Below are 22,445 nucleotides of genomic sequence, written 5' to 3'. Positions count from 1 at the left end.
ACTCGTCGGCGCAGGGCGCATCTCAGAAGCGGAAGAGCACAGTCGCGGCGTGCAGCAGCAGGCCGATCAGACCGCCGACCAGGGTGCCGTTGAAGCGGATGAACTGCAGGTCGCGGCCCACGCTCAGTTCCAGCTGCTCCACCAGGTGCCGCTCGTCCCAGCCCTTCACGGTCTGCGCGATATGCGTGGTCACGCCCTCGCGCAGGCGTCCGGTCAGGCGTTGCGCACCTTCCAGCAGATGCTGGTTCAGCGCCTCGCGCAGGGCCGGGTCGGCCTGCAGGCTGGCACCGAGCGAACCCAGGCTGCGCTGCAGGTGGCCAACCAGTGCCGAATCCTCGCGCTGCAGGTCCGCGCGCAGGCTGGCGTGGATGCGCGCCCACAGGCCCTGCACGTACTCCTGCAGCGCGGGGTGGTCGATCATTTCCTGCTTGAGCTGTTCGATGCGCTCGGCCAGCGCCGGGTCTTCGCGCAGGCGCTGCACGTAGTTCTGCAGCCAGGTCTCGTAGTCCTGGCGCAGCGGGTGCTGCGGCTCGGCCAGCACCTGCTGCAGCTCTTCGAGCACCGCACGCGCCAGGCGTTCGGCCAGGCTGTCGCCGATCTCGTCGATCGGCTTGACCCAGTTCACCGTGCTCGACAGCGTCGGCCATTCGCGCTGGATGTAGCGCACGATCAGCTGCGAGGCGCGCTCCTTCACTTCCGGCTGCTCCAGCCAGCGCCCCAGTCGTTGCAGGCCTTCGTCCAGCACGCGCTGGTGGCGTCCATCGGCGGTCAGCAGGGCCAGCAGTTCGCCGGCGGTGGCGGCGGCATTCCACTGCCGCAGCTGCTGTACCACGAAGGCATGCAGCTGCCGGCGTACGGCCGTCTCATCGAAGAAATCCAGCGCCTGCAATGCCCAGCCGCGGGCCATGTCGGCCAGCATCCGCGAGCGCGCCGGGTCGGCCAGCCAGCTACCGAGGCGGCTGGCCGGATCGAACACCTGCAGCTTGGCCAGCAGCACACCCGGCTCCAGGAACTGGTCGCGCACGAACAGCGCCAGGCTGTCGCCGATGCGCTCCTTGCTGCGTGGGATGATCGCGGTGTGCGGAATCGGCAGGCCCATCGGCCGCCGGAACAGGGCAACGACAGCGAACCAGTCGGCCAGCGCACCGACCGCCGCGGCCTCGCAGAAGGCCGAGACCCAGGCCCAGATGCCGCGCTCGCCCTGCCAGTGGCTGACCGTGAAACCGGCCAGCATCAACAGCAGCAGGCCCAGCGCGAGGGCTTTCAGGCGCCGCAGCTGGGCGCGGCGCGGATCATTGGCAAGCGTCATGCCGGAAGTCTACCTGCCAGTAGTGCCGGCCGCTGGCCGGCAACTACAACGCACCGGGAACGTTCATGGGGTTGCCGGCCAGCGGCCGGCACTACCCAAAGGTTCAGAGCGCTTCGAGCTGCTTGCGCAGCGCGGCCAGCTGCGCACGCAGGGTATCGTTCTCGCGGGTCAGGGCGACCACGCGGCGGCGCAGCGCCGGTGCGTCCTCACCCAGCTGCTCCAGCGCCGACAGCACTTCGGCATCGCGGCTGGCGATCTCGTCCTCGTCTGCTTCCTCGAAGTCCATCTCGGCCGGTTCAGGCTTCGGTGCGCGCGGCTTGCGCTTGGACTCGCGCACGCGCTTGGCGGCCTGTTTCAGCTCGTCCTTGCCGCCGGCAGCGGCGGCGCGTTGCTCGTCTTCCGGCAGATCGGCCACGGCGGCAGCAGCGCTGATCGAGATCACACCGGCCTTGACCGCTTCCACCACTTCGGCCGCGGCCTGGGCATGAATGCGTTCGATCATGCCGACCTGGCTGGTGCTCAGCTTGGCTTCGCGGGCCAGCTCGGCGCGGCTGATCTTAGGTGCCGGTTCCCACGGCGGGCTGTCTTCGCCGCCCTCGTCGATGATGTCGGCAGTGCCGTCGCTTTCGCGCTGCAGCTGGGCCTGCTCGACCTGCTTGCGGGCGGCCAGGATGTCGCGCTTGCGCAACGCCAGCACGCCACGCTGGAAATCGGAGACGCTGCGCCGGCCCAGGTGCTGCTCGATCATCCACAGGTGCACGTCTTCCATGCTCTGGAAGCGGGTGTTCTGCACGGTGTTGAACGGCAGGCCGTGCTTGCGGCAGATACCGAAGCGGTTGTGGCCATCGACCAGCACGTCGCCCCACAGCACCAGCGCATCGCGGCAGCCTTCAGCCAGGATGCTGCGCTCCAGCGCGTCATGTTCGTCCGCGGTCAGCGGGTCGATATAGGCCTTGAGTTCTTCTTTGACGACGATATCCATGGGCGCGGCAACGAGCAGGAGCGGAACCGCCCATTGTACCTGCTCGCCAGCGCCGGTCCGGGCTCAGGCGGTGGCCCGGATCATCTCGCCCAGGGTGCCGGTGATCTGGTCGATCTGCGCCTTGTCCACGATCAGCGGCGGCGACAACGCGATGATGTCGCCGGTACAGCGCACCAGCAGCCGGCCGTCGTGGAAGCAGCGCCGGAACACCTCGTAGCCGCGGCTGCCGGGCATGTCCCGGCGTGGCGCCAGCTCGACCGCCCCGACCAGCCCGAAGTTGCGGATGTCGATCACATTGGGCAGGCCCTGCAACGCATGCAGCGATTCCTGCCAGTATTCGCCCAGTTCGATGGCACGTTCGAACAGGCGCTCCTCGGCGTAGACCTCCAGTGTGGCCAGGGCCGCCGCGCAGGCCAGCGGGTGGCCCGAATAGGTGTAGCCGTGGAACAGTTCGATGGCCTGTGGCGGTGCCTGCATCAAGGTGGCATGCACGGCGTCGCTGACCAGCACGCCGCCCAGTGGCACCGCGCCGTTGCTGACGGCCTTGGCGAAGGTCAGCAGGTCCGGCGTGACCCCGAAACGCTGCGCGGCGAAGGGCATGCCGAGCCGGCCGAAGCCGGTGATGACCTCGTCGAATACCAGCAGGATGCCGTGGTGGTCGCACAGCTCACGCAGGCGCTGCAGGTAACCCGGCGCGGGCAGGATCACCCCGGCCGACCCTGCGATGGGCTCGACGAACACGGCCGCAATCGTCGAGGCATCGTGCAGGGCGATCAGCCGTTCCAGGTCATCGGCCAGTTCAGCGCCCTGGCGCGGCAGGCCTTTGCTGAACGCATTGCGCTGCAGGTCCAGGGTGTGCCGCAGGTAATCAACGCCGCCCAGCTGCAGGCCGAAGGCCCTGCGGTTGTTGGACAGCCCACCCAGCGCCATGCCACCGAAACCCACGCCGTGGTAGGCCTTCTCGCGGCTGATGAAGCGTGTGCGCTGGCCCTCGCCGCGCTGGCGGTGGTAGGCCAGCACCGTCTTCATCGCGGTATCCACCGCTTCGGAGCCGGAGCTGGTGAAGAACACATGGTTCAGCGGCGTCGGCGCCAGTGCGGCCAACCGCTGCGCCAGCGCGAACGCCGGTGGCGAGCCCATCTGGAACGCAGGCGAGTAGTCCAGCGTACGCGCCTGTTCGACGATGGCGTTGACGATCCGTGGGCGCGCATGGCCGGCATTGCAGCACCACAGGCCGGCCGTGCCATCGAGGATCCGGTGGCCGTCCACATCCTCGTAGTGCATGCCCTCGGCCCGCACCAGCAGGCGCGGCGCGGCCTTGTACTGGCGGTTGGCGGTGAACGGCATCCAGTACGCCTCCAGTGACTCGGGGCGCTGGGTGGTGAGGTCGTGCAGGTCGCTTTCAGGGCGCTTCATGCCGGCTCCATCGGGTCCGATAGGGTGAATGTAGCGCAGCCGCGTCACGGCGGAGTCGCGGCCACGCCGGTATAACCGGGGACACTGTTCCAAGGAGCCCGACATGGCCGACTTCCCCGACCGCAGCTACTGGCAGGCGCTGTCCGAGCGCCTTTCGATGCCGGGCCAGGCCTTCATCGATGGCCGCTACGCCGATGCCGCCAGCGGCGCACGCTTCGACTGCATCAGCCCGATCGACGGGCGGATACTGGCGGCGGTCGCCGACTGCGACGCGCAGGATGTGGAGCGCGCGGTGCTGGCCGCGCGGCGCGCCTACGAGGCCGGCCACTGGTCGCAGGCCAGCCCGGCCCATCGCAAGCGCGTGCTGCTGGCGCTGGCGGCGCTGGTGGAAAAGCACGCCGACGAGCTGGCCCTGCTGGAAACCCTGGATATGGGCAAGCCGGTGCGCGACGCCCGCCGCATCGACCTGCCCGGCGTGGTGCGCTGCCTGGCCTGGACCGCCGAGGCGGTGGACAAGCTGTACGGCGAGATCGCACCCACCGGTCCGCATGAGCTGGGCCTGGTCACGCGCGAGGCCGCCGGCGTGGTGGCCGCGATCGTGCCGTGGAATTTCCCGCTGCTGATGGCCTGCTGGAAGATCGCACCGGCGCTGGCGATGGGCAATTCGGTGGTGCTCAAGCCCTCCGAGCGTTCGCCCTTGAGTGCGCTGCGGCTGGCGGCGCTGGCCGCCGAGGCCGGCCTGCCGGACGGCGTGCTGAACGTGCTGCCCGGCCACGGCGCGCGCGTCGGCGAGCCTCTGGCCCTGCACATGGATGTGGACGTGCTGGCCTTCACCGGCTCTACGGCCACTGGCGCGAAGCTGCTGGAGTACGCGGGCCGCTCCAATCTGAAGCGGGTCTGGCTGGAGTGCGGTGGCAAGAGCCCGCACCTGGTGTTTGCCGACGCGCCGGATCTGGACGCGGCGGCCAAGGGCGTGGCGCAGGGCATCTTCTTCAACCAGGGTGAAGTCTGTACCGCCGGCTCGCGGCTGCTGGTGCAGCGCTCGATCCGCGAGGACTTCGTGCGCCAGGTGGTTGCCTACGGCCAGCACATGCAGCCTCGTCATCCGCTGGACGCCGATGCGCCGATGGGGGCGCTGGTTGACGCCGCGCACGCGGACAAGGTGCTGGCCGACATCGCCCGCGCCGAGGGCGAGGGCGCCCGTCTGCTGCTGGGTGGCCATCGGGCGGAGGTGGAGGCTGGCGGCTGCTACGTGCAACCTACGGTGTTCGACCAGGTGCGGCCGGAGCAGGCGCTGGCGCGGGAGGAGGTGTTTGGCCCGGTGCTGGCGGTGCTCGGCTTCGATGACGAGGCCGAGGCGGTACGCTTGGCCAACGACAGCCGTTATGGACTGGCGGCAGGGCTGTGGACGCGCGATCTCGGCCGCGCCCATCGGGTAGCGCGCCAGCTGCGCGCCGGTAGTGTGTGGGTGAACGGCTGGGACGGTGGCGACATGACCGCGCCGTTCGGCGGTTACAAGCAGTCCGGCAACGGTCGCGACAAATCGCTGCACGCGTTCGACAAGTACAGCGAGATCAAGGCCACCTGGATCCAGCTCTGACCGCGCCCGGTTCTGCGCTGTTCCGTAGCGTCGAGCTTGCTCGACGGCCCTTCCTCAAAAGAGCAAACAGCCGTCGAGCAAGCTCGACGCTACGGAATGGCGCCCGCCCCCTTCTTCGGCATCGGTGTCGGCTGAAACCATTGGCCCGTGCAGCCACCGGCCCGTGGCAGAATCGAACGATCCACCGTTGCCCGTACTGCCGATGTCGACGATCACCGCTGCCGCGCCACCCGTGAATTCCCCCCGTCGTGTCCTGCTGGCCAGCCTGATCGGCACCACCATCGAATTCTTCGATTTCTACATCTACGCCACGGCGGCGGTGCTGGTGTTCCCGCACCTGTTCTTCCCGGACAGCAGCGAACAGGCGGCGCTGCTGCAATCGCTGGCGACCTTCGCGGTGGCCTTCATCGCCCGCCCGGTCGGCTCGGCGGTGTTCGGGCACTTCGGCGACCGCATCGGCCGCAAGGCCACCCTGGTCGCCGCGTTGCTGACCATGGGCCTGTCCACGGTGCTGATCGGCCTGCTGCCGACGCACGCGCAGATCGGCCTGTGGGCGCCGGCGCTGCTGGCGCTGTGCCGTTTCGGGCAGGGCTTGGGGCTGGGCGGCGAGTGGGGCGGGGCGGTGCTGCTGGCCACCGAGAACGCGCCGCCCGGCAAGCGCGCCTGGTATGGCATGTTTCCGCAGCTGGGCGCGCCCATCGGCTTCCTGCTGTCGGCCGGCATCTTCCTGCTGCTGGGGCGTTACCTGAGCCAGGACGACTTCCTGCAGTGGGGCTGGCGCATTCCGTTCGTGGCCAGCGCGCTGCTGGTCGGCCTTGGCCTGTGGGTGCGCCTGAACATCCACGAGACCCCCGACTTCAAGCAGGCGCTGGAACGCAAGGCGCCGGTGCGGCTGCCGATGTGGACGGTACTGCGCGATCATCCGGTGCCGATGCTGCTGGGCACGCTGGGCGCGTTCGCCACGTTCGTGCTGTTCTACCTGATGACGGTGTTCAGTCTCGGCCATGGCACCGCCGTGCTTGGCTACAGCCGCGAGCAGTTCCTGCTGATGCAGATGGCCGGCATGCTGTTCTTCGCGCTGGGCATCCCGCTGTCGGCGCGCTATGGCGACCGCTGGGGTACGCGCCGCACGATGATCGTCGCCAGCGTGCTGATCATCGGCTTCGGCGTGCTGTTCGCGCCGCTGTTCCAGCCGCACAGTCCGTGGCTGGTCACCGCCTTCCTGTGCCTGGGGTTGTTCCTGATGGGCCTGACCTACGGCCCCTGCGGTACCTTCCTGGCCGAGATCTATCCGGTGGAAGTGCGCTACACCGGTGCCTCGCTGTCATTCAACCTGGCCGGCATCCTCGGTGCGGCGCCGGCACCGTACCTGGCCACCTGGCTGGCCGAACGTTTCGGCCTGGTCGCAGTGGGCTACTACCTGTGCCTGACCGCGGTGGCGACCCTGTGCGCGCTGGTGGCCCTGCACCGTCGCGCGCTGTGGCTCAGCCAAAGAAGCGCTTGAGCGTGCGCCCCAGCCAACCGCCGCCCTGGTGTTCGCGGGCGAACTGGTTCAGGTGCGCCTTGACCTGCTCGGCATAGGCCTGGTCGTCGCCGCGGATGTGGTTGAACAGCCAGCGTGAGAGCATGGTGCGCAGCTCGTCGCTGATGTCCTCGCCGGCCTGGAAGCGCAGCCGGTACTCGGCCACGCGCTTGATGAAGACCTCATGCACGCGCTTGTGCGCGGCACAGAACGGGTAGCCCGCTTCCTCCATCAGTTCTTCCTCGAACGCGAAGTGCGACATGGTGTAGTCCACCACCTCGTCGATCACCTCGCCCACCGCCGCACGCTGCAGACTGGCCTGGGCCACGTGCAGGTGGTTGAGCATCTCGATGATGCGGCGGTGTTGTTGATCGATCACATCGATGCCGATGTTCAGATCGTCCTGCCAGACCAGTAGTGCCATCCCCGGCGCCCCTTCATGCGTATGTCGGGGCCGACTGTAGAACCGCCAACCGCAGGCGGCGTTGATCTGGATCAAAGCGCGGCAATCAGGACAGCGCAGGCTCGCGCGGGCGCAACGGGCTGGCCACCGTGGTGCAGCTGACCCGGTTGCGGCCGCCGGCCTTGGCCAGGTACAGCTGGCGGTCGGCTTCGGAGATCAGCCGGTGCAGCGCATCGCGCTGCGGGCGCAGGCAGCACAGGCCGATGCTGACGGTCATGCGCAGGGTGGCGGTGCCGATGTCCACCTCCAGCGCGGCGATGCGCTGGCGCAGTTCCTCGAAGTACAGCAATGCCTCGTCCTGCTCCATGTCCGGCACCAGCAGGCAGAATTCCTCGCCGCCGAAGCGCGCGATCAGGTCCTGGCTGCGCGCATGGGCGGCCACCGCGCCGGCCACGGCGCGCAACGCATCGTCGCCGGCCTCGTGGCCGTAGGTATCGTTGATGTGCTTGAAGTGGTCGATGTCGATCATTGCCACCGCCACGCACTGCCCGTGCAGCTGCAGCTGCGGCAGCTGGCGCTGGCTCTGCTCCAGGAAGCAGCGGCGATTTGGCAGGCCGGTGAGGAAATCACGGGTGGCCAGATCCTGCAGGGTGCCGATCAGCTCCAGCTGATCCACGTTCTGCGAGACGCGGCAGAAGAATTCCTCCCGTGAGAACGGTTTGCGCAGGAAGTCGTTGGCGCCGTTCTTCAGGAAGCGCGGGATCAGCGAGGCGTCGGTGTTGCCGGAAATGCCGATCACCGCGACCTTGTCGCGCGAGCGCAGGGTGCGCAGGCGGCGGGTGAACTCCACGCCCTGCATGCCCGGCATTTCCTGGTCGACCACCGCCAGCCGGATCGCCGGGTGGGCTTCGATCGCCGCCAGGCCCTCGTTGCCATCGGCGGCTTCATGTACTTCATGGCCGTACATGCGCAGCAGAGCGGCGGCATAGCCGCGCGCGGACGGCGAGTCATCCACCACCAGCGCGGCGATGCGCCGGTTGCGCTCCAGCCGTTGCACCAGCCATACCAGGTAGTCGATGCTGCCAGGGGTGTTCTTCAGTACGTAATCGATGATCTGCTGCTGCAGCACGCGCTTGCGCAGGTCCTCGTCATACACGCTGCTGACCACCACGGTCGGCAGGCCACGCTTGAGGAAGAACTCCACCACCGTGTCGCGGTCGCCGTCAGCCAGCACCAGTCCGGTCAGCACCAGGAACCAGCCGGCGCCTTCGCTCAGCAGACGGTCGGCCTCGGCCAGGGTGGGGGCAACCACAACGGGCAGCTCCAGGCGTTGCTCGATCGCCTCGCGCAGCATGCCGGTGAACGCGCGGGAGTTTTCGACCAGCAGGATCCGCTGTGGCAGTGGATCGGCGAGGTCGCCATCGACGGCGGCCTGCGGCAGCACGGGCATGATGCGGTGGCTCACGAGGGAGGGGCTCGGCACGGATAACGGCGGTTTCGGGTGAAACTTTAGCCGCGAATGCTGCGCACCTGGCCTGTTCCGCGATCAGGCTGCCGCCTGCGAAGCGTGCACGGCCGGCTCATGCAGGACCAGCCGCAGGCGATTGCCGCGGCAGCGCAGCGCTCCGCCATAGGCCAGCATGCGTCCGGACAGGCGTTCGACGGCCTGGTGGGCGGTACCGGCCGACAGCGTGCAACTGCGGTCGAGCAGGCCCACGACAACCACGATGCCACGGCGATCGCCTGCCCGGCCGCTGCGGGCACGCACGCGCACCTGCCCGCTCTCCAGCTCCAGCAGCAGCGAGACCGCTTCGATCAGCGTGCGGTAGATCGCCAGCTGCAGATCCACGGTCAGCAGGCAGGGGTTGCCCGCCAGCCTGGGTGGCGTCACGCGGTGCGTGCTGTTCCAGATCTCGCAGGCACCACCGGCCTGCAGCGCGATGTACAGGCCGACCTGCTCCAGCCCGGTGGGATAGACCAGACTGGCCTGCTCACGGAACAGGCGCGAGTGCACCGAGCAGGCGTGCTGCAGGCTGTTGGCCACCGCATGGTGGCCCTGCGCCCTGAGCCAGCTGACCATTTCGTTGAGCGAACTGTCCATGCCTTCACCCAGGTGCTTCAGATGGGTGGCGCGCTGGCGCAGCTCGCGCTCGCTGGTCTGGTGCGAACTGCGGGTCAGGCGCAACGTGGTTTCTTCGGCCAGGCCGCGGGACCGGGCGCGTTGGTGGTGATAGCTGATGCTCGATCCCAGTGCCAGCAGCGCGACACTCATCACCGCCATGTTCTGCTGGGTGGCGAACGTGCCCAGGTCGAACGAGGAGGGCAGGCCGGTGCTCGGCGTTGCGCCATGCAACGGCAGGTTCAGCAGGGGAATTGCGATGGCCGCGCCGCGCCATCCATGCATGAAAGTCAGGGCGATGGCGGGCAGCGCCGCCAGCAGCACCAGATGGGTTCGCGTGGTGTGGGCGCTGCTGGCTGTCAGCTGCATGCCCAGCCCCAGGATCAGCATCACCAGGATCGCTGCAACGGTCGGCAGGGCAAAACGGGTGCTCCATTCGGGATCGGCATGCCGCCGCGCCCACAGGAACGCCAACGGCACCAGGGTGATGATGGCGGCGAAGTGGCCGAAGATCGTCCGGTCGACCGCATCCAGCAGGTTGCTTGGCGGCGGGTTCGACCACAGCACATAGGAAATGCCCAGGTTGAGACCTGGTACGAACAGTGCCGTGCCGAAGATCAGCGACAGCAGCCAGAGACCGGTGGCGGCCTCGGAGGGCATTCTCATCCGATGCAGGTAGACCACCAGCATCGCCATCGGCATCAGCAGCGTCGAGGCCAGAATGACCCAGGCCAGGCCATAGCTGTCGATCATGGGGATGCGCAGCGTTGCGAAGTATGCGTACTCACCCAGCAGCAGGTAGGGCCACAGGCGGATCGGCACGATCAGCAGCGCCGCCACCCGGATCCCGGCCGGCAGGAAGAACTGGTCCAGCGAGAACTGGCGCGAGGCCAGGCAACTGGCCGCATAGAGTGCCGCCAACGCGAGCCCGACCGGCCGGATCCGGACGCTCAGTTCAACGACGTTCTTCAAACGATCCAAGTGCGAGCCTCCGTTGCCCGGGGCAGCGTGCCCGTGCCCCGGCCATGGACACTATCCATTGATGTGGGCAGGTGCAATCGTTGTGCATGCTTCGACTGCCGATGCGCAATGCGGCCGGAATCTGCGCATCCCCCGGCAGCGGACAGCATTATCCAGATCGTCTGATCACGTGTGCCGGTATGTATCAACGGCCGCCGTCGACATATAGTGGAGCTTGCATGTCCAGGTGGTGCTGCGACTTTCTGCAGGATGCATCAAGGGCGGCCCCCGGCCACAATCGGGGAAGTAGGTAATGGTGCTCTTCATTTTCCCTGCCGAGGAGGCAAACGTGCGAATAGTTAATGTTGGTGCAACGCTGGGTGTGGTCATCGCTGCCTGCCTGCCAATGTCGGCTTTGGCCCAGTCCGATGATCACGGCATCCGCAGCATGAGCGAGCGCGGTCTGGGCGAGGCCTTTCCGGCGTCGACCAATCTGAGTGAAGACCCGTCGTGGCTGGTCTACGGTTTCCAGCGTGATGGAATCTCGTACTTCCAGGTCAATGACCTCGCCGGTCGCGTGCAGGTCATCATCGGCAACGCCGATGCGACGTTCTGGGCGCTTCCGGCCGGCAATGTGCAGGTGCCGGTGTCGCTGCCGGGGCAGCCGCTGCCGGTGCCCGCCAAGGCGACCCGTTCGCTGGTCTATCGCGGCAATGGCTTCGTGCTGGTGCGCTACAGCGCCGGGACGCGCGTGTTCTGGGCCATTGAAGCGCAGTGATGAGCGATCGGCAGGGGACATGCGTCGCCTGCTGATCGTCTGACTCCACTGGGCCTGCGGTCAGGCGTGCGTCCATATGCAGGGCACGCCGGACCGTCGGTGGTCAGGCTTCGGCCTGCCGCCCGTCCCAGGCCGGAGAGGCGATGCTGGCGCCGAACACCGCGCCTTCGACCGACTCCCGTCGCGTCCTGGCGACCGGTTCCACCAGCACCATGACGATGCGGTTGTGGCGGCAGTGCACCGAGCCACCGAATGCCAGCGTCCGGCCTGCCAATCGTTCCCTGACCTTGCCTTCAGTGGCGGCGGATAAAGCGCGATGCGGGTCCAGCAACGAGACGGTCATCACGATGCCGCGTTGCTGCCCCGCGCGGCTGCACCGCGCCCGCACCACGATCTGACCTGGTTCGCTCTTCAACAGCAGGGACACCGCGTCGATGAGGGTGCGGTAGGCCGCCAGCTGCAGGTCCAGGCTGAGCCGGCAGGGATCGCCGGACAGGCGCGGCTCGACCACACGGTGGGTATTGACCCACGCCGCGTGTACGCCGCCTGCCTGCAGCGCGACATACAGCCCCAACTGCTCCAGTGCGGTGGGATAGACCATGCTGGCCTGTTCGCGGAACAGCCGGGAGTGCACGTTGGCCGTGTGGGTCAAGCTGTTGGCGATGGCCGAGTGGCCGTGGGTGTTGAGCCAGTTGATGACTTCCGAAAGCGACAGGTCGATGCCATCGCCGAGCTTGCGCAGGTGGATGGCGCGTTCGCGCAGATCCGATTCGCTCGCCATCTGCGAACTGCGTGCCAGATGGATGGCGTTCTTCTCGCCGACCTCGCGAAGTTGATAGCGGCGATGGTAGTGGCTGATGCGCGAGCCCAGCAGCAGCAGCGCGACACCGGTGATGGCCATGATCTGCTGCGTGGTGAAGGCCGATGCATCGAAGGCGGCGGCATACGGCTTGGGGGTCGTCAGGCCGATGATCAGATTCAGTGCGGGCACACCGATGGCAGCGCCACGCCAGCCATACTGGCAGGTCAGCGCAATCGCCGGCAGGCCCATCAGCAGCTGCAGGGAGGTCCTGAGTGCACTGGCCTCGGAAGGAATCAGGGTTGCGGTAATCCCGAGCAGCGACATCAACGACAAAGCAACTGCCGCCGGCCCGGTGAACAGGGTTTTCCAGCCGGCCTCGGCATCGCGTTTGGCCCACAGCAGCGCGAGCGGCGCGACGGTCAGGATGGCAATGAAATCGCCGACGCTGAAGCGGATCGCGCGAGAAACGAAGGCCAGCAGCGAATCGGCCGGCGGCGTCGGCCACAGCAGTTGCGAGAAACCTACGTTCAGCAGCGTGACCACGACTGAAGACAGCAGTGCGATGGCCAGCAGGCGGGCATTGACCGAATGCGCCAATGCCCTGCGGCACAGGTGGGTAATGAGCATCACCGCAGGCATCAGCGATGCCGATGCGAACACGACCCAGGCCGCGCCATATTTGTCGATCATCGGATAGCGCATCTGCGCGAAGTAGGCGTACTCGCCCAGCAGCAGATAGGGCCACAGCCGTGGCGGGCAGAGCAGCACGGCCGCCACGCGTATTCCTGCGGGCAGGTAGAACTGATCCAGTGACAACTGTCGCGTCGCCCAGCATGCGACCGCATAGAACGCCGCCAGGACCAACCCTGCCGGATGGATGCGCAACTTCAGTTGCAGGCCTTCATTCCACCAGTTCAATCGCACTTCTCCCTCGAGTACGTTCCCTGTCAGCATCCATTCGCCGCGGGACCCGGTTCCAAGGGACGGTATCGACATGAATTGGATAATGCAATTGCCGATTTGATCTTCCGATCAAATGTGAATTCCATCACGCCGTTGTGAATGAGCGGTCTTCACATCCTCGTATGATGAAATCGTCGATAACCGTCACCGGTTTCGTTATCCGGTCGTGGACAGGTCGCGCCGGGTCGGTCTCACCACAACGCATCGCGCAGCTTGTACCAGGACATCGCCGCCACCAGCAGCGGCGTACGCAGCAGCCGGCCGCCCGGGAACGGCGCATGCCGCAGGCGCTGGAACACGTCCAGGCGCTCGCTCTGGCCGGCAATGGCGGCGGCGATGACCTCGCCGGCCAGACCGGCAGCGGCCACGCCATGGCCGGAGAACCCCTGTGCGAAGTACAGGTTGCCGTCCAGCCGGCCCCAGTGCGGGGCACGGTTGCGGGTGATGTCCACGTAGCCGCCCCAGACCTGTTCCAGCGGCACGTCGGCCAGCTGCGGGAACACCTGGTGCATGCGCCGCTGCATCACCCCGCGCAGGCCCGGTGGTGGCAGCGCCGAGTAACTGGCGCGGCCGCCGAACAGCAGGCGGTGGTCGTGGCTGAGGCGGAAATAGTCCAGCGCCCAGGCGGTGTCGGCCACAGCCATGTCGTTGCCGATCAGGGCACGGGCGCGCTCGGCACCCAATGGCGCGCTGGCACCGATATAGGTGCCGACCGGCATGATCCGCCGTTCCAGCTCCGGCAACAGCCCCTGCAGCCAGGCGTTGCCGGCCACCACCAGCTGCTCGGCGCGCACGCTGCCCTGCGCGGTGCGCAGGGTTGGCCGTGGCCCGCGCTGGATGCGCACCACCGGCGAATCTTCGTGAATGACCACCCCCGCTGCCCGCGCTGCATCGGCCAGGCCGCGGGCATAGGCCAGCGGGTGCAGGTGCGCGCTGAGCGGATCGAACATTGCGGCCCGGTAGCGCGGGCTGTCCAGCTGCGCGCGCAGGGCATCACGGTCCCACCACTGCATGGGGTAGTCGTAGTGGCGCTGCAGGTGCTCGCAGTTGGCGCGCAGGTCACGCTCGTGGCGCTCGCGTATGGCGACGCTGGCGTGGCCTTCCACCCAGTGGCAGTCGATGTGGTGGCGGTCGATGCGCGTGCGCATCGCCTGTACCGCTTCGCGCGACCAGTCAAACAGATGGCGCGCATCCTCGCGGCCAAGCTGGCGCTCCAGTTCGTCCACCTCGCAGCCGTAGCCGACCAGCGCCTGGCCACCGTTGCGGCCGGACGCCCCCCAGCCGATCCGCTGCGCGTCCAGCACCACCACGCGGCGGCCGCGTGCGGCCAGCTCCAGTGCGGCGGTCAGGCCGGTGTAACCGGCACCCAGCACGGCCACATCGGCCTGCAGATCGCCGCGAAGTACGGGCAGCGCAGGCGGTTCAGGCAGGCTGGCGGCGTACCAGCTGGGTGGGAAGGCGGCGCTCACTGCGGGCCTCGCGGGCGCAGGGCAACGGGGCAGGGCGGGGCAGGACGATCAGCGTTCACATGCCTAGTTTCGCCGATGGGTGACGGCCGTGGTGTGACGGCGGCGACTTGTCGCCGTCGCACGCCGGCGGGTAACGTGTCCACACGCCAAGGAGCTCTCCATGCGTCGCCTGCCCTGGGTGGGGCTGCCCACCGACAGCACCGTGCTCGGCCATCACCGCTTCGCGGTGGCCGGCGAAAAGTACGTGCGTGCGCTGGTTGAGGCGGCCGAAGTCACCCCGGTGATACTGCCGAGCCTGCAACCACCGCTGCCGCCTGCCGACTGGCTGCACGGCCTCGATGGCCTGCTGTTGACCGGTGCGGTCAGCAACATCGAACCGCAGCACTACGAAGGTGGCCGCAGCTGGCCGGGCAACCCGCATGACCCGGCCCGCGATGCCACGGCCCTTGCGCTGCTGCACGAGGCATTGGCGCTGGATCTGCCGGTGCTGGCGATCTGCCGCGGTTTCCAGGAATTGAACGTCGCGCTGGGCGGCACCCTGCATCCGCAGGTGCACGCGGTGCCGGGCCTGTCGGACCATCGCGAGGACCCGCAGGCGCCGGTGGAGGTGCAGTACGGCCCGGCGCATCCGGTCACCTTGGCCGCCGAGGGATGGCTGGCGCAGTGGGCGGGCAGCGACCGCGCGCAGGTCAATTCCGTTCACGGGCAAGGCATCGCGCGCCTCGCGCTGGGGCTGCACGGCGAGGCCTGGGCCGAGGACGGGCTGGTCGAGGCGGCACGCAGCCTGCACCATCGGTTCGTGCTCGGCGTACAGTGGCACCCGGAGTGGCGTGTCATGCAGGCGCCGTTCTATCACGCTATTTTCCGTGCATTCGGCCAAGCTTGCCGAGAGCACCAACAGAACCGACTGGATTCCCGATGAGTTCCCGAACGCGCCCGCGCAAGACGGCCACGCCCCCCGCACCGCAGGAAAGCAGCCTGCTGCGCTGGCTGAAGGAGCGGCGCATCACCGAGGTCGAATGCCTGGTGCCGGACATCACCGGCAACGCGCGCGGCAAGATCATTCCCGCCGACAAGTTCTCGCACGATTACGGTACGCGCCTGCCCGAAGGCATTTTCGCCACCACCGTCACCGGTGAATTCCCCGACGACTATTACGAGCTGACCTCGCCGTCGGACTCGGACATGATGCTGCGCCCGGACCCGGACACGGTGCGTATGGTGCCGTGGGCGGCCGATGCCACCGCGCAGGTCATCCATGATTGCTACACCAAGCATGGCGAGCCGCACGAACTGGCGCCACGCAACGTGCTGCGCCGCGTGCTGGCCGGATATGCCGAACTGGGCCTGCGCCCGGTGGTGGCGCCCGAGCTGGAGTTCTTCCTGGTGCAGAAGAACACCGACCCGGATTTCCCGCTGCTGCCGCCGGCCGGCCGCTCCGGCCGCCCGGAAACGGCGCGGCAGTCGTACTCGATCGATGCGGTCAACGAATTCGATCCGATTCTCGATCTGATGTACGACTACGCCGATGCGATGAAGCTGGACGTGGACACCCTGATCCACGAATCCGGCGCGGCGCAGCTGGAGGTCAACTTCACCCATGCCGACGCCATGGATCTGGCCGACCAGGTGTTCCTGTTCAAGCGCACCATGCGCGAGGCGGCGATGCGCCATGGCGTGTACGCCACCTTCCTGGCCAAGCCGATGGAGAACGAGCCGGGCAGCGCCATGCACATCCACCAGAGCCTGGTGCGGGTGAGTGACGGCAGCAACGTGTTTGCCGGCGATACCGATGCCGAAGGCGAGTTCAGCCCGGTGTTCGGCCATTACCTGGGCGGCCTGCAGAAGTACGCACCGCAGGCGATGGCGTTCTTCGCGCCGAACGTGAATTCCTACCGCCGGCTGGTGTTCGGCGAGGTCTCGCCGAGCAACGTGCACTGGGGCTTCGACAACCGCACCTGTGGCCTGCGCGTGCCGCTGGATACGCCGGAAAACATGCGTGTGGAGAGTCGCTTCGCCGGTTCCGACGCCAACCCGTACCTGGCGATGGCCGCGACCCTGGCCTGCGGCCTGCTCGGTATCCGCGAGCGGCTGGCGCCGGATGCGCCGGTGACCGGCAGCGCCAAGGAACTGGGCTACAACCTGCCGCGCTCGCTGGGCGAGGCGCTGGACGGGCTGGAACAGTGCAGCGAGCTGCAGGCGCTGCTGGGCGAGCGCTTCTGCCGGGCCTACATCTCGGTCAAACGCAAGGAATATGAGACATTTTTCCGTGTCATCAGCTCGTGGGAGCGCGAGTTCCTGCTGCTGAACGTCTGAGCATCCGGAATAGAAAAATCCGCCGCCGGGGGGTAGGCTGGCATCCGTCGCCGGCCCCGCCGGCCCCCCTTCCCGCATTCTGGAGCACCCGATGAAGCTGCGTATCCTCACGCTCGGCCTGGCCTCCGCCATGCTTGCCGCCTGCAGCGGTGGCAATGGCGGCGCGCAGGACAGCCAGGTCCTGAACGTCTACAACTACAGCGATTACATCGCCGAGGACACCATTCCGACCTTCGAGAAGGAGAGCGGGATCAAGGTGACCTACGATGTGTTCGACAGCGATGAGATGGTCGAGACCAAACTGCTGGCCGGCAACAGCGGCTACGACGTGGTGGTGCCGACGCTGAACTTCTTCGGCCGCCAGATCCAGGCCGGCGTGTTCCTGCCGCTGGACAAGAGCAAGATCCCGAACCTGGCCAACCTCGATCCGGCGGTGATGAAGCGCATCGCCACCCAGGACCCGGGCAACCAGTACGGCGTGCCGTACATGATCGGCACCACCGGCATCGGCTACAACGTGGACATGCTGAAGCAGCGCTTCGGCGGCAGCACCGACATCGCCAACAGCTGGGACCTGGTGTTCAAGCCGGAGAACATCAGCAAGATGAAGGACTGTGGCGTGACCATCCTGGACACGCCGGCGGACATGATCCCGATCGCGCTGCATTACCTGGGCCTGGATCCGCACAGTGGCGACCCGGCCGAACTGCAGAAGGCCGCCGACCTGCTGAAGTCGATCCGCCCGTACGTGCAGAACTTCCACTCCTCGCAGTACGTCGGCTCGCTGGCCAACGGTGGCACCTGCCTGGTGGTGGGCTGGTCGGGTGACATCATCCAGGCCCGCGACCGTGCCGAGGAAGCCAGCAATGGCGTGCACGTGGCCTATTCGATCCCGAAGGAAGGCGCCCCGCAGTGGTTCGACATGCTGGCGATCCCCAAGGATGCCAAGCATCCGGAGGCGGCCTACCAGTTCATCAACTACCTGCTGCAGCCAAAGGTCGCTGCGGCCAACACCAACTTCATCCACTACGCCAACCCGGTGCCGACCGCGACCCCGCTGGTGGACGAGGCGATCCGTACCGACCCGACCATCTACCCGCCGGCCGATGTGGCCGAGAAGATGTTCACCTACTCGATCAATACGCCGGAGACCGACAAGCTCTACACCCGGCTGTGGACCGAGGTGAAGACCGGCCGTTGAGTGGCTCCAGCGGCGCCGGGCCTGTTCCGGCAGCCGCGACCTGGTAGCGCCGGGCCATGCCCGGCGAGCGCGGCGGTCGGCCCCCGGGCAAGGCCCGGCCTCCACCGGAGCCGCCCGCCAGCTCCCGTCATATCCCCTTCGGCCCCCGGCCGGTAGAATGGCGGCCGCTGTCCACCGCCCGCTCCCGGAGCCCCCATGCCCGTTGAAGCCCAGCCGGTAGCCGCCGTCGTCGACACGACCGGTGCGCCCGGCTATCTCTCCATTCGTGACCTGCGCAAGGAATTCGACGGTTTCGTCGCCGTCGACGACGTCAACCTGGACGTGCGCAAGGGCGAGATCTTTGCTCTGCTCGGTGGCTCCGGCAGCGGTAAATCGACCCTGCTGCGCTGCCTGGGCGGCTTCGAGACGCCCACCAAGGGCAGCATCACCCTGGATGGCCAGCGCCTGGACGCGCTGCCGCCGTACCAGCGGCCGGTCAACATGATGTTCCAGTCCTATGCCCTGTTCCCGCACATGACGGTCGAGCAGAACATCGCCTTCGGGCTGAAGCAGGATGGCCTGGGCAAGGACGCGATCAGCAAGCGTGTCGGCGAGATGCTGGAGCTGGTGCAGATGGGCCACCTGGGCAAGCGCAAGCCGCACCAGTTGTCCGGTGGCCAGCAGCAGCGTGTGGCGCTGGCACGATCGCTGGCCAAGGGGCCCAAGCTGCTGCTGCTGGACGAACCGATGGGCGCGCTGGACAAGAAGCTGCGCTCGCAGATGCAGCTGGAACTGGTCAGCATCATCGAATCATCGGGCGTGACCTGCGTGATGGTCACCCACGACCAGGAAGAAGCGATGACCATGGCCACCCGCATCGCGGTGATGGATGCTGGCTGGATCCAGCAGGTCGGCAAGCCCGACGAGGTCTACGAGCAGCCGGCCAACCGGTTCGTCGCCGAGTTCATCGGCTCGGTGAACCTGTTCGACGGGGTGATCGACGAGGACCTGCCCGAGTACGTGACCGTGCGCTCGCCGCTGTTCCCGGCGCCGATCTACATCGCCCACGGCATCACCGGTTATGAAGGGCAGCCGGTCGCGTTCGCGCTGCGCCCGGAGAAGGTGATGATCGGCAAGGACGAGCCGGAAGGGCACACCAACAAGGCGCAGGGCGTGATCGAGGACATCGCTTACTTCGGCAGCCACTCGGTCTACCACGTGCGCCTGCCCAGCGGCGCCAAGGTGCTGGCCAACTTCGCCAACTCGCAGCGCTGGGCCAGCGATGGCCTGACCTGGGGCGACAACGTGTGGGTGCACTGGCGCGACAACGACGGCGTGGTGCTCACCTCATGAGCATCGCTGGCCTGAAGCGCTGGCTGCCGGGGCTGCGTGCCACGGTGATCGGCATTCCGTACCTGTGGCTGCTGCTGTTCTTCGCAGTGCCGTTCCTGATCGTGCTGATGATCAGTTTCTCGCACAGCCGGGTCGGCTCGCCGCCGTACACCTGGCTGCTGCAGTACGTCGACGGCGCGTTTTCGCTGAAGCTGAACCTGGAAAACTACCTGGCGCTGTTCCGCGATTCGATCTACGCGCAGGCGTTCCTGAGCTCGATCAAGATCGCGGCGATCTCCACCTTCCTGACCCTGCTGATCGGCTACCCGATGGCCTATGCCATCGCCCGCCTGTCACCGGCCGCGCGCAACGTGGCGATGATGCTGGTGGTGCTGCCGTCGTGGACCTCGTTCCTGATCCGTGTGTACGCCTGGAAGGCGATCCTGGACCGCAACGGGCTGCTCGACCAGTTCCTGCAGTTCACCGGTCTGCAATCGCTGATGACCAGTCTGGGCCTGCCCAAGCTGCAGCTGATCGATACGCCGACCGCGGCCTACATCGGCATCGTCTACTGCTATCTTCCGTTCATGGTGCTGCCGCTGTACGCCAACCTGGTCAAGCATGACCACCGCCTGCTGGAAGCGGCCTACGACCTCGGCGCCAAACCGTGGCAGGCGTTCCTGCGCATCACGCTGCCGCTGTCCAAGGCCGGCATCATCGCCGGCTGCATGCTGGTGATGATCCCGGCCATCGGTGAATTCGTGATCCCGGAAATGCTGGGCGGCTCGGAGACGCTGATGGTCGGCCGCCAGCTGTGGAACGAGTTCTTCAACAACCGCAACTGGCCGGGCGCCTCGGCGATGGCGGTGGCGATGATCCTGTTGCTGCTGGTGCCGATCCTGCTGTTCAACCGTTCCCAGCAGCGCCTGCTGGAAGGGAAGCAGGCATGAGCCCGCGTATTGCCAAGGGTCTGGGGCTGGGCGTGCTGCTGCTCGGCTTCGCGTTCCTGTACCTGCCGATCCTGCTGCTGATGTTCTACTCGTTCAACAGCTCGCGGCTGGCGATGGTCTGGGCCGGGTTTTCCACCCGCGCCTACAGCGACCTGTTCGCCGACCGCGCGCTGATGGACGCGATGTGGACCAGCCTGGTGGTGGCGTTCTGGACCGCCTGTACCGCTACCGTGTTGGGCACGCTGGCGGCGATGGTAATGACCCGCTTCAAGCGCTTCCGTGGCAAGCCGCTGTTCGGCGCGCTGGTCACCGCACCGCTGGTGATGCCGGATGTCATCCTCGGTTTCTCGCTGATGGCGTTGCTGGCCTCGATGGGCGCGATTCCCGGTTTCCCGGCGCGCGGCCTGACCACCATCTGGATCGCGCACGTCACCTTCACCCTGTGCTTCGTCACGGTGGTGGTGTCTTCGCGCCTGCAGGAAATGGACCTCTCGCTGGAGGAAGCGGCGATGGACCTGGGCGCGAGCCGGTTGACCGTGTTCGGCCGCATCACCCTGCCGATCATCGCGCCGGCGCTGGTGGCCGGTTGGTTGCTGGCCTTCACCCTGTCGCTGGATGACGTGGTGGTCGCCAGCTTCGTCGCCACGCCGGGCTCGACCACGCTGCCGATGAAGGTGTTCGCTTCGGTGCGCATGGGCATCAGCCCGAAGATCAACGCATTGGCCACGCTGCTGGTGTCGGCGGTGTCGATTGCCGCGGTGATTGGCTGGTACATCAATGCGCGAGCGGAAAAGCGCCGCCAGCGCGACCTGCAGCTGGCGCGGCAGGACAACGGCTGACGCCGCAGCCACATCCGGCTCACGGTCGGCAGCGCACAATGGGGGTCACCCTGATGGAGATCCCCCATGACCGTCGAGATCGTCGACCCGGCCAGTGGCCAGGTGACCTACCGCCATGAATTGATGGACGCTGCCGACATCGAGCAGCGCCTGCAGGCCGCCGCCGATGCCTTCCCCGACTGGGCCGCGCGCTCGTTGCAGGAACGCGGCGTGATCCTGCGCCAGATCGCCGAACAGCTGCGCACGCGCCGCCACGACCTGCAGCAGGCGATGACCCACGAGATGGGCAAGCTCAAGGCCGAGGCGCTGGCCGAAGTGGACAAATGCGCGGCGGCCTGCGAGTTCTACGCCGACCACGCGGCCGACTACCTGAAGCCGCAGCTGATCGACACCGAGGCGCAGCGCAGCTACGTGCGCTACGAGCCGATCGGCTGCGTGTTCGCGGTGATGCCCTGGAATTTTCCGGTCTGGCAGGTGTTCCGCTTCCTCGCCCCGGCGTTCATGGCCGGCAACGTGGCCCTGCTCAAGCACGCCAGCAATGTGCCGCAGTGTGCCGACCTGATCCTGGCCGTGTGCCGTGACGGTGGCCTGCCCGACGGTGTGTTCGATGTGCTGCACATCGACAACGACCAGGCCGCCGACGTGCTGCGCGATGCACGGGTGAAGGCGGTGACGCTGACCGGCAGCGAGCGGGCAGGGCGCTCGATTGCCTCCAATGCCGGCAGCCAGTTGAAGAAATCGGTAATGGAGCTCGGCGGCAGCGATGCCTTCGTGGTGCTCGACGATGCCGACCTCGACAAGACCGTCGCCGCTGCGGTGAAGTCACGTTTCGACAACAGCGGGCAGACCTGCATCGCGGCCAAGCGCTTCATCGTGGTCGAGGCGGTGGCTGAAGAGTTCACCCGCCGCTTTGTCGAGGCGGCGGGCGAGCGCCAGTACGGCGATCCCGATGTGCGCGGCACCACGCTGGCACCGATGGCCCGGGCCGATCTGCGCGAGGAACTGCACAAGCAGGTGCAGGCCAGCGTGGCCAAGGGCGCGCGCGTGCTGATCGGCGGTGAACCGATCGCCGGCACCCATGCCGGCTATCCGGCCACGGTGCTCGATCAGGTCGGCCCAGGCATGCCGGCCTACGACGAGGAACTGTTCGGGCCGGTGGCGGCGATCATCCGGGTCAAGGACGAAGCCGAGGCCCTGCGCGTGGCCAATGACACCCGCTTCGGCCTGGGCGGCAGCGTGTGGACCGGCGACCCGGTGCGTGGCGAACGCTTCGCCCAGGGCATGGAGTGCGGCGCGGCCTTCGTCAATGCCATCGTCAAGAGTGACGCGCGTCTGCCGTTCGGCGGCAGCAAGCAGTCCGGCTTCGGCCGCGAACTGGCCGAGCACGGCATCCATGAGTTCATGAACATCAAGACCATCTACGTGGCTTGATGCCGAACGGTAGTGCCGGCCGCTGGCCGGCATTGCCGGATTGCCGGCCAGCGGCCGGCACTACCAGAAGCGGG

General features: G+C 67.2%; 18 protein-coding genes. 10 read left to right on the top strand and 8 right to left on the bottom strand.

Annotated elements, in window-relative coordinates:
• Positions 1–22 precede the first annotated feature (22 nt).
• The 3 genes from LZ605_RS08965 to LZ605_RS08955 all read right to left on the bottom strand — a co-directional run bounded on the left by LZ605_RS08965 (position 23) and on the right by LZ605_RS08955 (position 3,707).
• Positions 23–1,309: a DUF445 domain-containing protein gene (locus LZ605_RS08965; RefSeq protein WP_249844536.1), complete on the bottom strand. Its 1,287-nt coding sequence runs from the start codon at positions 1,307–1,309 to the stop codon at positions 23–25.
• A gap of 103 nt (positions 1,310–1,412) precedes the next feature.
• Positions 1,413–2,291: a plasmid replication/partition related protein gene (locus tag LZ605_RS08960; protein ID WP_249844535.1), complete on the bottom strand. Its 879-nt coding sequence runs from the start codon at positions 2,289–2,291 to the stop codon at positions 1,413–1,415.
• Positions 2,292–2,354: 63 nt separating this feature from the next.
• Positions 2,355–3,707: an aspartate aminotransferase family protein gene (locus LZ605_RS08955; protein ID WP_249844534.1), complete on the bottom strand. Its 1,353-nt coding sequence runs from the start codon at positions 3,705–3,707 to the stop codon at positions 2,355–2,357.
• Positions 3,708–3,810: 103 nt separating this feature from the next.
• Here LZ605_RS08955 and LZ605_RS08950 point away from each other — a divergent pair, with 103 nt between their 5' ends.
• Entirely contained in the window at positions 3,811–5,307 is a 1,497-nt protein-coding gene (locus LZ605_RS08950; protein WP_249844533.1) for an aldehyde dehydrogenase, read from the top strand.
• A 202-nt stretch (positions 5,308–5,509) separates the two neighbouring features.
• A complete protein-coding gene (locus LZ605_RS08945; protein WP_249844532.1) occupies positions 5,510–6,811 on the top strand; it encodes an MFS transporter in 1,302 nt (433 codons plus the stop codon).
• Here LZ605_RS08945 and LZ605_RS08940 read toward each other — a convergent pair.
• The 3 genes from LZ605_RS08940 to LZ605_RS08930 form a co-directional block, all read right to left on the bottom strand.
• Positions 6,792–7,253: a bacteriohemerythrin gene (locus LZ605_RS08940; protein ID WP_053509854.1), complete on the bottom strand. Its 462-nt coding sequence runs from the start codon at positions 7,251–7,253 to the stop codon at positions 6,792–6,794. The two genes, LZ605_RS08945 and LZ605_RS08940, sit on opposite strands and share 20 nt — an antisense overlap.
• An 85-nt stretch (positions 7,254–7,338) precedes the next feature.
• Positions 7,339–8,682: a diguanylate cyclase gene (locus LZ605_RS08935; protein WP_249844888.1), complete on the bottom strand. Its 1,344-nt coding sequence runs from the start codon at positions 8,680–8,682 to the stop codon at positions 7,339–7,341.
• Between the two features lie 96 nt (positions 8,683–8,778).
• The gene (locus LZ605_RS08930) at positions 8,779–10,332 is read right to left on the bottom strand and encodes an MASE1 domain-containing protein (protein ID WP_249844531.1); all 1,554 of its coding nucleotides are present in this window, start codon (positions 10,330–10,332) and stop codon (positions 8,779–8,781) included.
• 292 nt (positions 10,333–10,624) lie between these two features.
• Here LZ605_RS08930 and LZ605_RS08925 point away from each other — a divergent pair, with 292 nt between their 5' ends.
• Positions 10,625–11,089 (top strand): hypothetical protein, encoded by a 465-nt coding sequence (locus LZ605_RS08925; RefSeq protein ID WP_249844530.1) that lies wholly within the window; start codon positions 10,625–10,627, stop codon positions 11,087–11,089.
• Between the two features lie 103 nt (positions 11,090–11,192).
• On the opposite strand, the gene LZ605_RS08920 is transcribed toward LZ605_RS08925, so the two are convergent.
• Both LZ605_RS08920 and LZ605_RS08915 read right to left on the bottom strand, forming a co-directional pair.
• A complete protein-coding gene (locus LZ605_RS08920) occupies positions 11,193–12,815 on the bottom strand; it encodes an MASE1 domain-containing protein (RefSeq protein WP_249844529.1) in 1,623 nt (540 codons plus the stop codon).
• Between the two features lie 230 nt (positions 12,816–13,045).
• Positions 13,046–14,323: an FAD-binding oxidoreductase gene (locus tag LZ605_RS08915; protein WP_306803893.1), complete on the bottom strand. Its 1,278-nt coding sequence runs from the start codon at positions 14,321–14,323 to the stop codon at positions 13,046–13,048.
• Positions 14,324–14,483: 160 nt separating this feature from the next.
• On the opposite strand from LZ605_RS08915, the gene LZ605_RS08910 reads away from it, so the two are divergent.
• The 7 genes from LZ605_RS08910 to LZ605_RS08880 all read left to right on the top strand — a co-directional run bounded on the left by LZ605_RS08910 (position 14,484) and on the right by LZ605_RS08880 (position 22,371).
• Positions 14,484–15,245 carry a gamma-glutamyl-gamma-aminobutyrate hydrolase family protein gene (locus LZ605_RS08910; protein WP_249844528.1) on the top strand — a complete coding sequence of 254 codons (762 nt, stop codon included), beginning with the start codon at positions 14,484–14,486 and terminating at the stop codon, positions 15,243–15,245.
• Complete coding sequence (locus LZ605_RS08905) at positions 15,242–16,639, top strand: glutamine synthetase family protein (RefSeq protein WP_249844527.1); 1,398 nt, start codon at positions 15,242–15,244, stop codon at positions 16,637–16,639. The genes LZ605_RS08910 and LZ605_RS08905 overlap by 4 nt, the downstream gene beginning before the upstream one ends.
• A gap of 91 nt (positions 16,640–16,730) precedes the next feature.
• Entirely contained in the window at positions 16,731–17,840 is a 1,110-nt protein-coding gene (locus LZ605_RS08900) for a polyamine ABC transporter substrate-binding protein (protein WP_154262979.1), read from the top strand.
• Between the two features lie 195 nt (positions 17,841–18,035).
• The gene (locus LZ605_RS08895) at positions 18,036–19,172 is read left to right on the top strand and encodes an ABC transporter ATP-binding protein (protein ID WP_249844526.1); all 1,137 of its coding nucleotides are present in this window, start codon (positions 18,036–18,038) and stop codon (positions 19,170–19,172) included.
• Positions 19,169–20,101 (top strand): ABC transporter permease subunit, encoded by a 933-nt coding sequence (locus LZ605_RS08890; RefSeq protein WP_107230397.1) that lies wholly within the window; start codon positions 19,169–19,171, stop codon positions 20,099–20,101. Before LZ605_RS08895 ends, LZ605_RS08890 begins: the two co-directional genes overlap by 4 nt.
• Positions 20,098–20,940 carry an ABC transporter permease subunit gene (locus LZ605_RS08885; RefSeq protein ID WP_249844525.1) on the top strand — a complete coding sequence of 281 codons (843 nt, stop codon included), beginning with the start codon at positions 20,098–20,100 and terminating at the stop codon, positions 20,938–20,940. The genes LZ605_RS08890 and LZ605_RS08885 overlap by 4 nt, the downstream gene beginning before the upstream one ends.
• Before the next feature lie 66 nt (positions 20,941–21,006).
• Entirely contained in the window at positions 21,007–22,371 is a 1,365-nt protein-coding gene (locus LZ605_RS08880; RefSeq protein ID WP_249844524.1) for an NAD-dependent succinate-semialdehyde dehydrogenase, read from the top strand.
• The last annotated feature ends 74 nt before the right edge of the window (positions 22,372–22,445 follow it).

Source organism: Stenotrophomonas maltophilia, assembly GCF_023518235.1.
GTDB lineage: Bacteria > Pseudomonadota > Gammaproteobacteria > Xanthomonadales > Xanthomonadaceae > Stenotrophomonas.
The sequence above is the reverse complement of the archived record's forward strand: the minus strand, read 5'-3'. Positions and strand labels throughout refer to the sequence as shown.

Bases quoted from the DNA above. Each gene is read 5' to 3' on its own strand.
- LZ605_RS08950 (WP_249844533.1), top strand. From the start codon at position 3,811: ATGGCCGACTTCCCCGACCGCAGCTACTGGCAGGCGCTGTCCGAGCGC.
- LZ605_RS08935 (WP_249844888.1), bottom strand. From the start codon at position 8,682: ATGCCCGTGCTGCCGCAGGCCGCCGTCGATGGCGACCTCGCCGATCCA.
- LZ605_RS08900 (WP_154262979.1), top strand. From the start codon at position 16,731: ATGAAGCTGCGTATCCTCACGCTCGGCCTGGCCTCCGCCATGCTTGCC.
- LZ605_RS08965 (WP_249844536.1), bottom strand. From the start codon at position 1,309: ATGACGCTTGCCAATGATCCGCGCCGCGCCCAGCTGCGGCGCCTGAAA.
- LZ605_RS08905 (WP_249844527.1), top strand. From the start codon at position 15,242: ATGAGTTCCCGAACGCGCCCGCGCAAGACGGCCACGCCCCCCGCACCG.
- LZ605_RS08960 (WP_249844535.1), bottom strand. From the start codon at position 2,291: ATGGATATCGTCGTCAAAGAAGAACTCAAGGCCTATATCGACCCGCTG.
- LZ605_RS08940 (WP_053509854.1), bottom strand. From the start codon at position 7,253: ATGGCACTACTGGTCTGGCAGGACGATCTGAACATCGGCATCGATGTG.
- LZ605_RS08955 (WP_249844534.1), bottom strand. From the start codon at position 3,707: ATGAAGCGCCCTGAAAGCGACCTGCACGACCTCACCACCCAGCGCCCC.
- LZ605_RS08880 (WP_249844524.1), top strand. From the start codon at position 21,007: ATGACCGTCGAGATCGTCGACCCGGCCAGTGGCCAGGTGACCTACCGC.
- LZ605_RS08890 (WP_107230397.1), top strand. From the start codon at position 19,169: ATGAGCATCGCTGGCCTGAAGCGCTGGCTGCCGGGGCTGCGTGCCACG.
- LZ605_RS08925 (WP_249844530.1), top strand. From the start codon at position 10,625: ATGGTGCTCTTCATTTTCCCTGCCGAGGAGGCAAACGTGCGAATAGTT.
- LZ605_RS08945 (WP_249844532.1), top strand. From the start codon at position 5,510: ATGTCGACGATCACCGCTGCCGCGCCACCCGTGAATTCCCCCCGTCGT.
- LZ605_RS08910 (WP_249844528.1), top strand. From the start codon at position 14,484: ATGCGTCGCCTGCCCTGGGTGGGGCTGCCCACCGACAGCACCGTGCTC.
- LZ605_RS08895 (WP_249844526.1), top strand. From the start codon at position 18,036: ATGCCCGTTGAAGCCCAGCCGGTAGCCGCCGTCGTCGACACGACCGGT.
- LZ605_RS08885 (WP_249844525.1), top strand. From the start codon at position 20,098: ATGAGCCCGCGTATTGCCAAGGGTCTGGGGCTGGGCGTGCTGCTGCTC.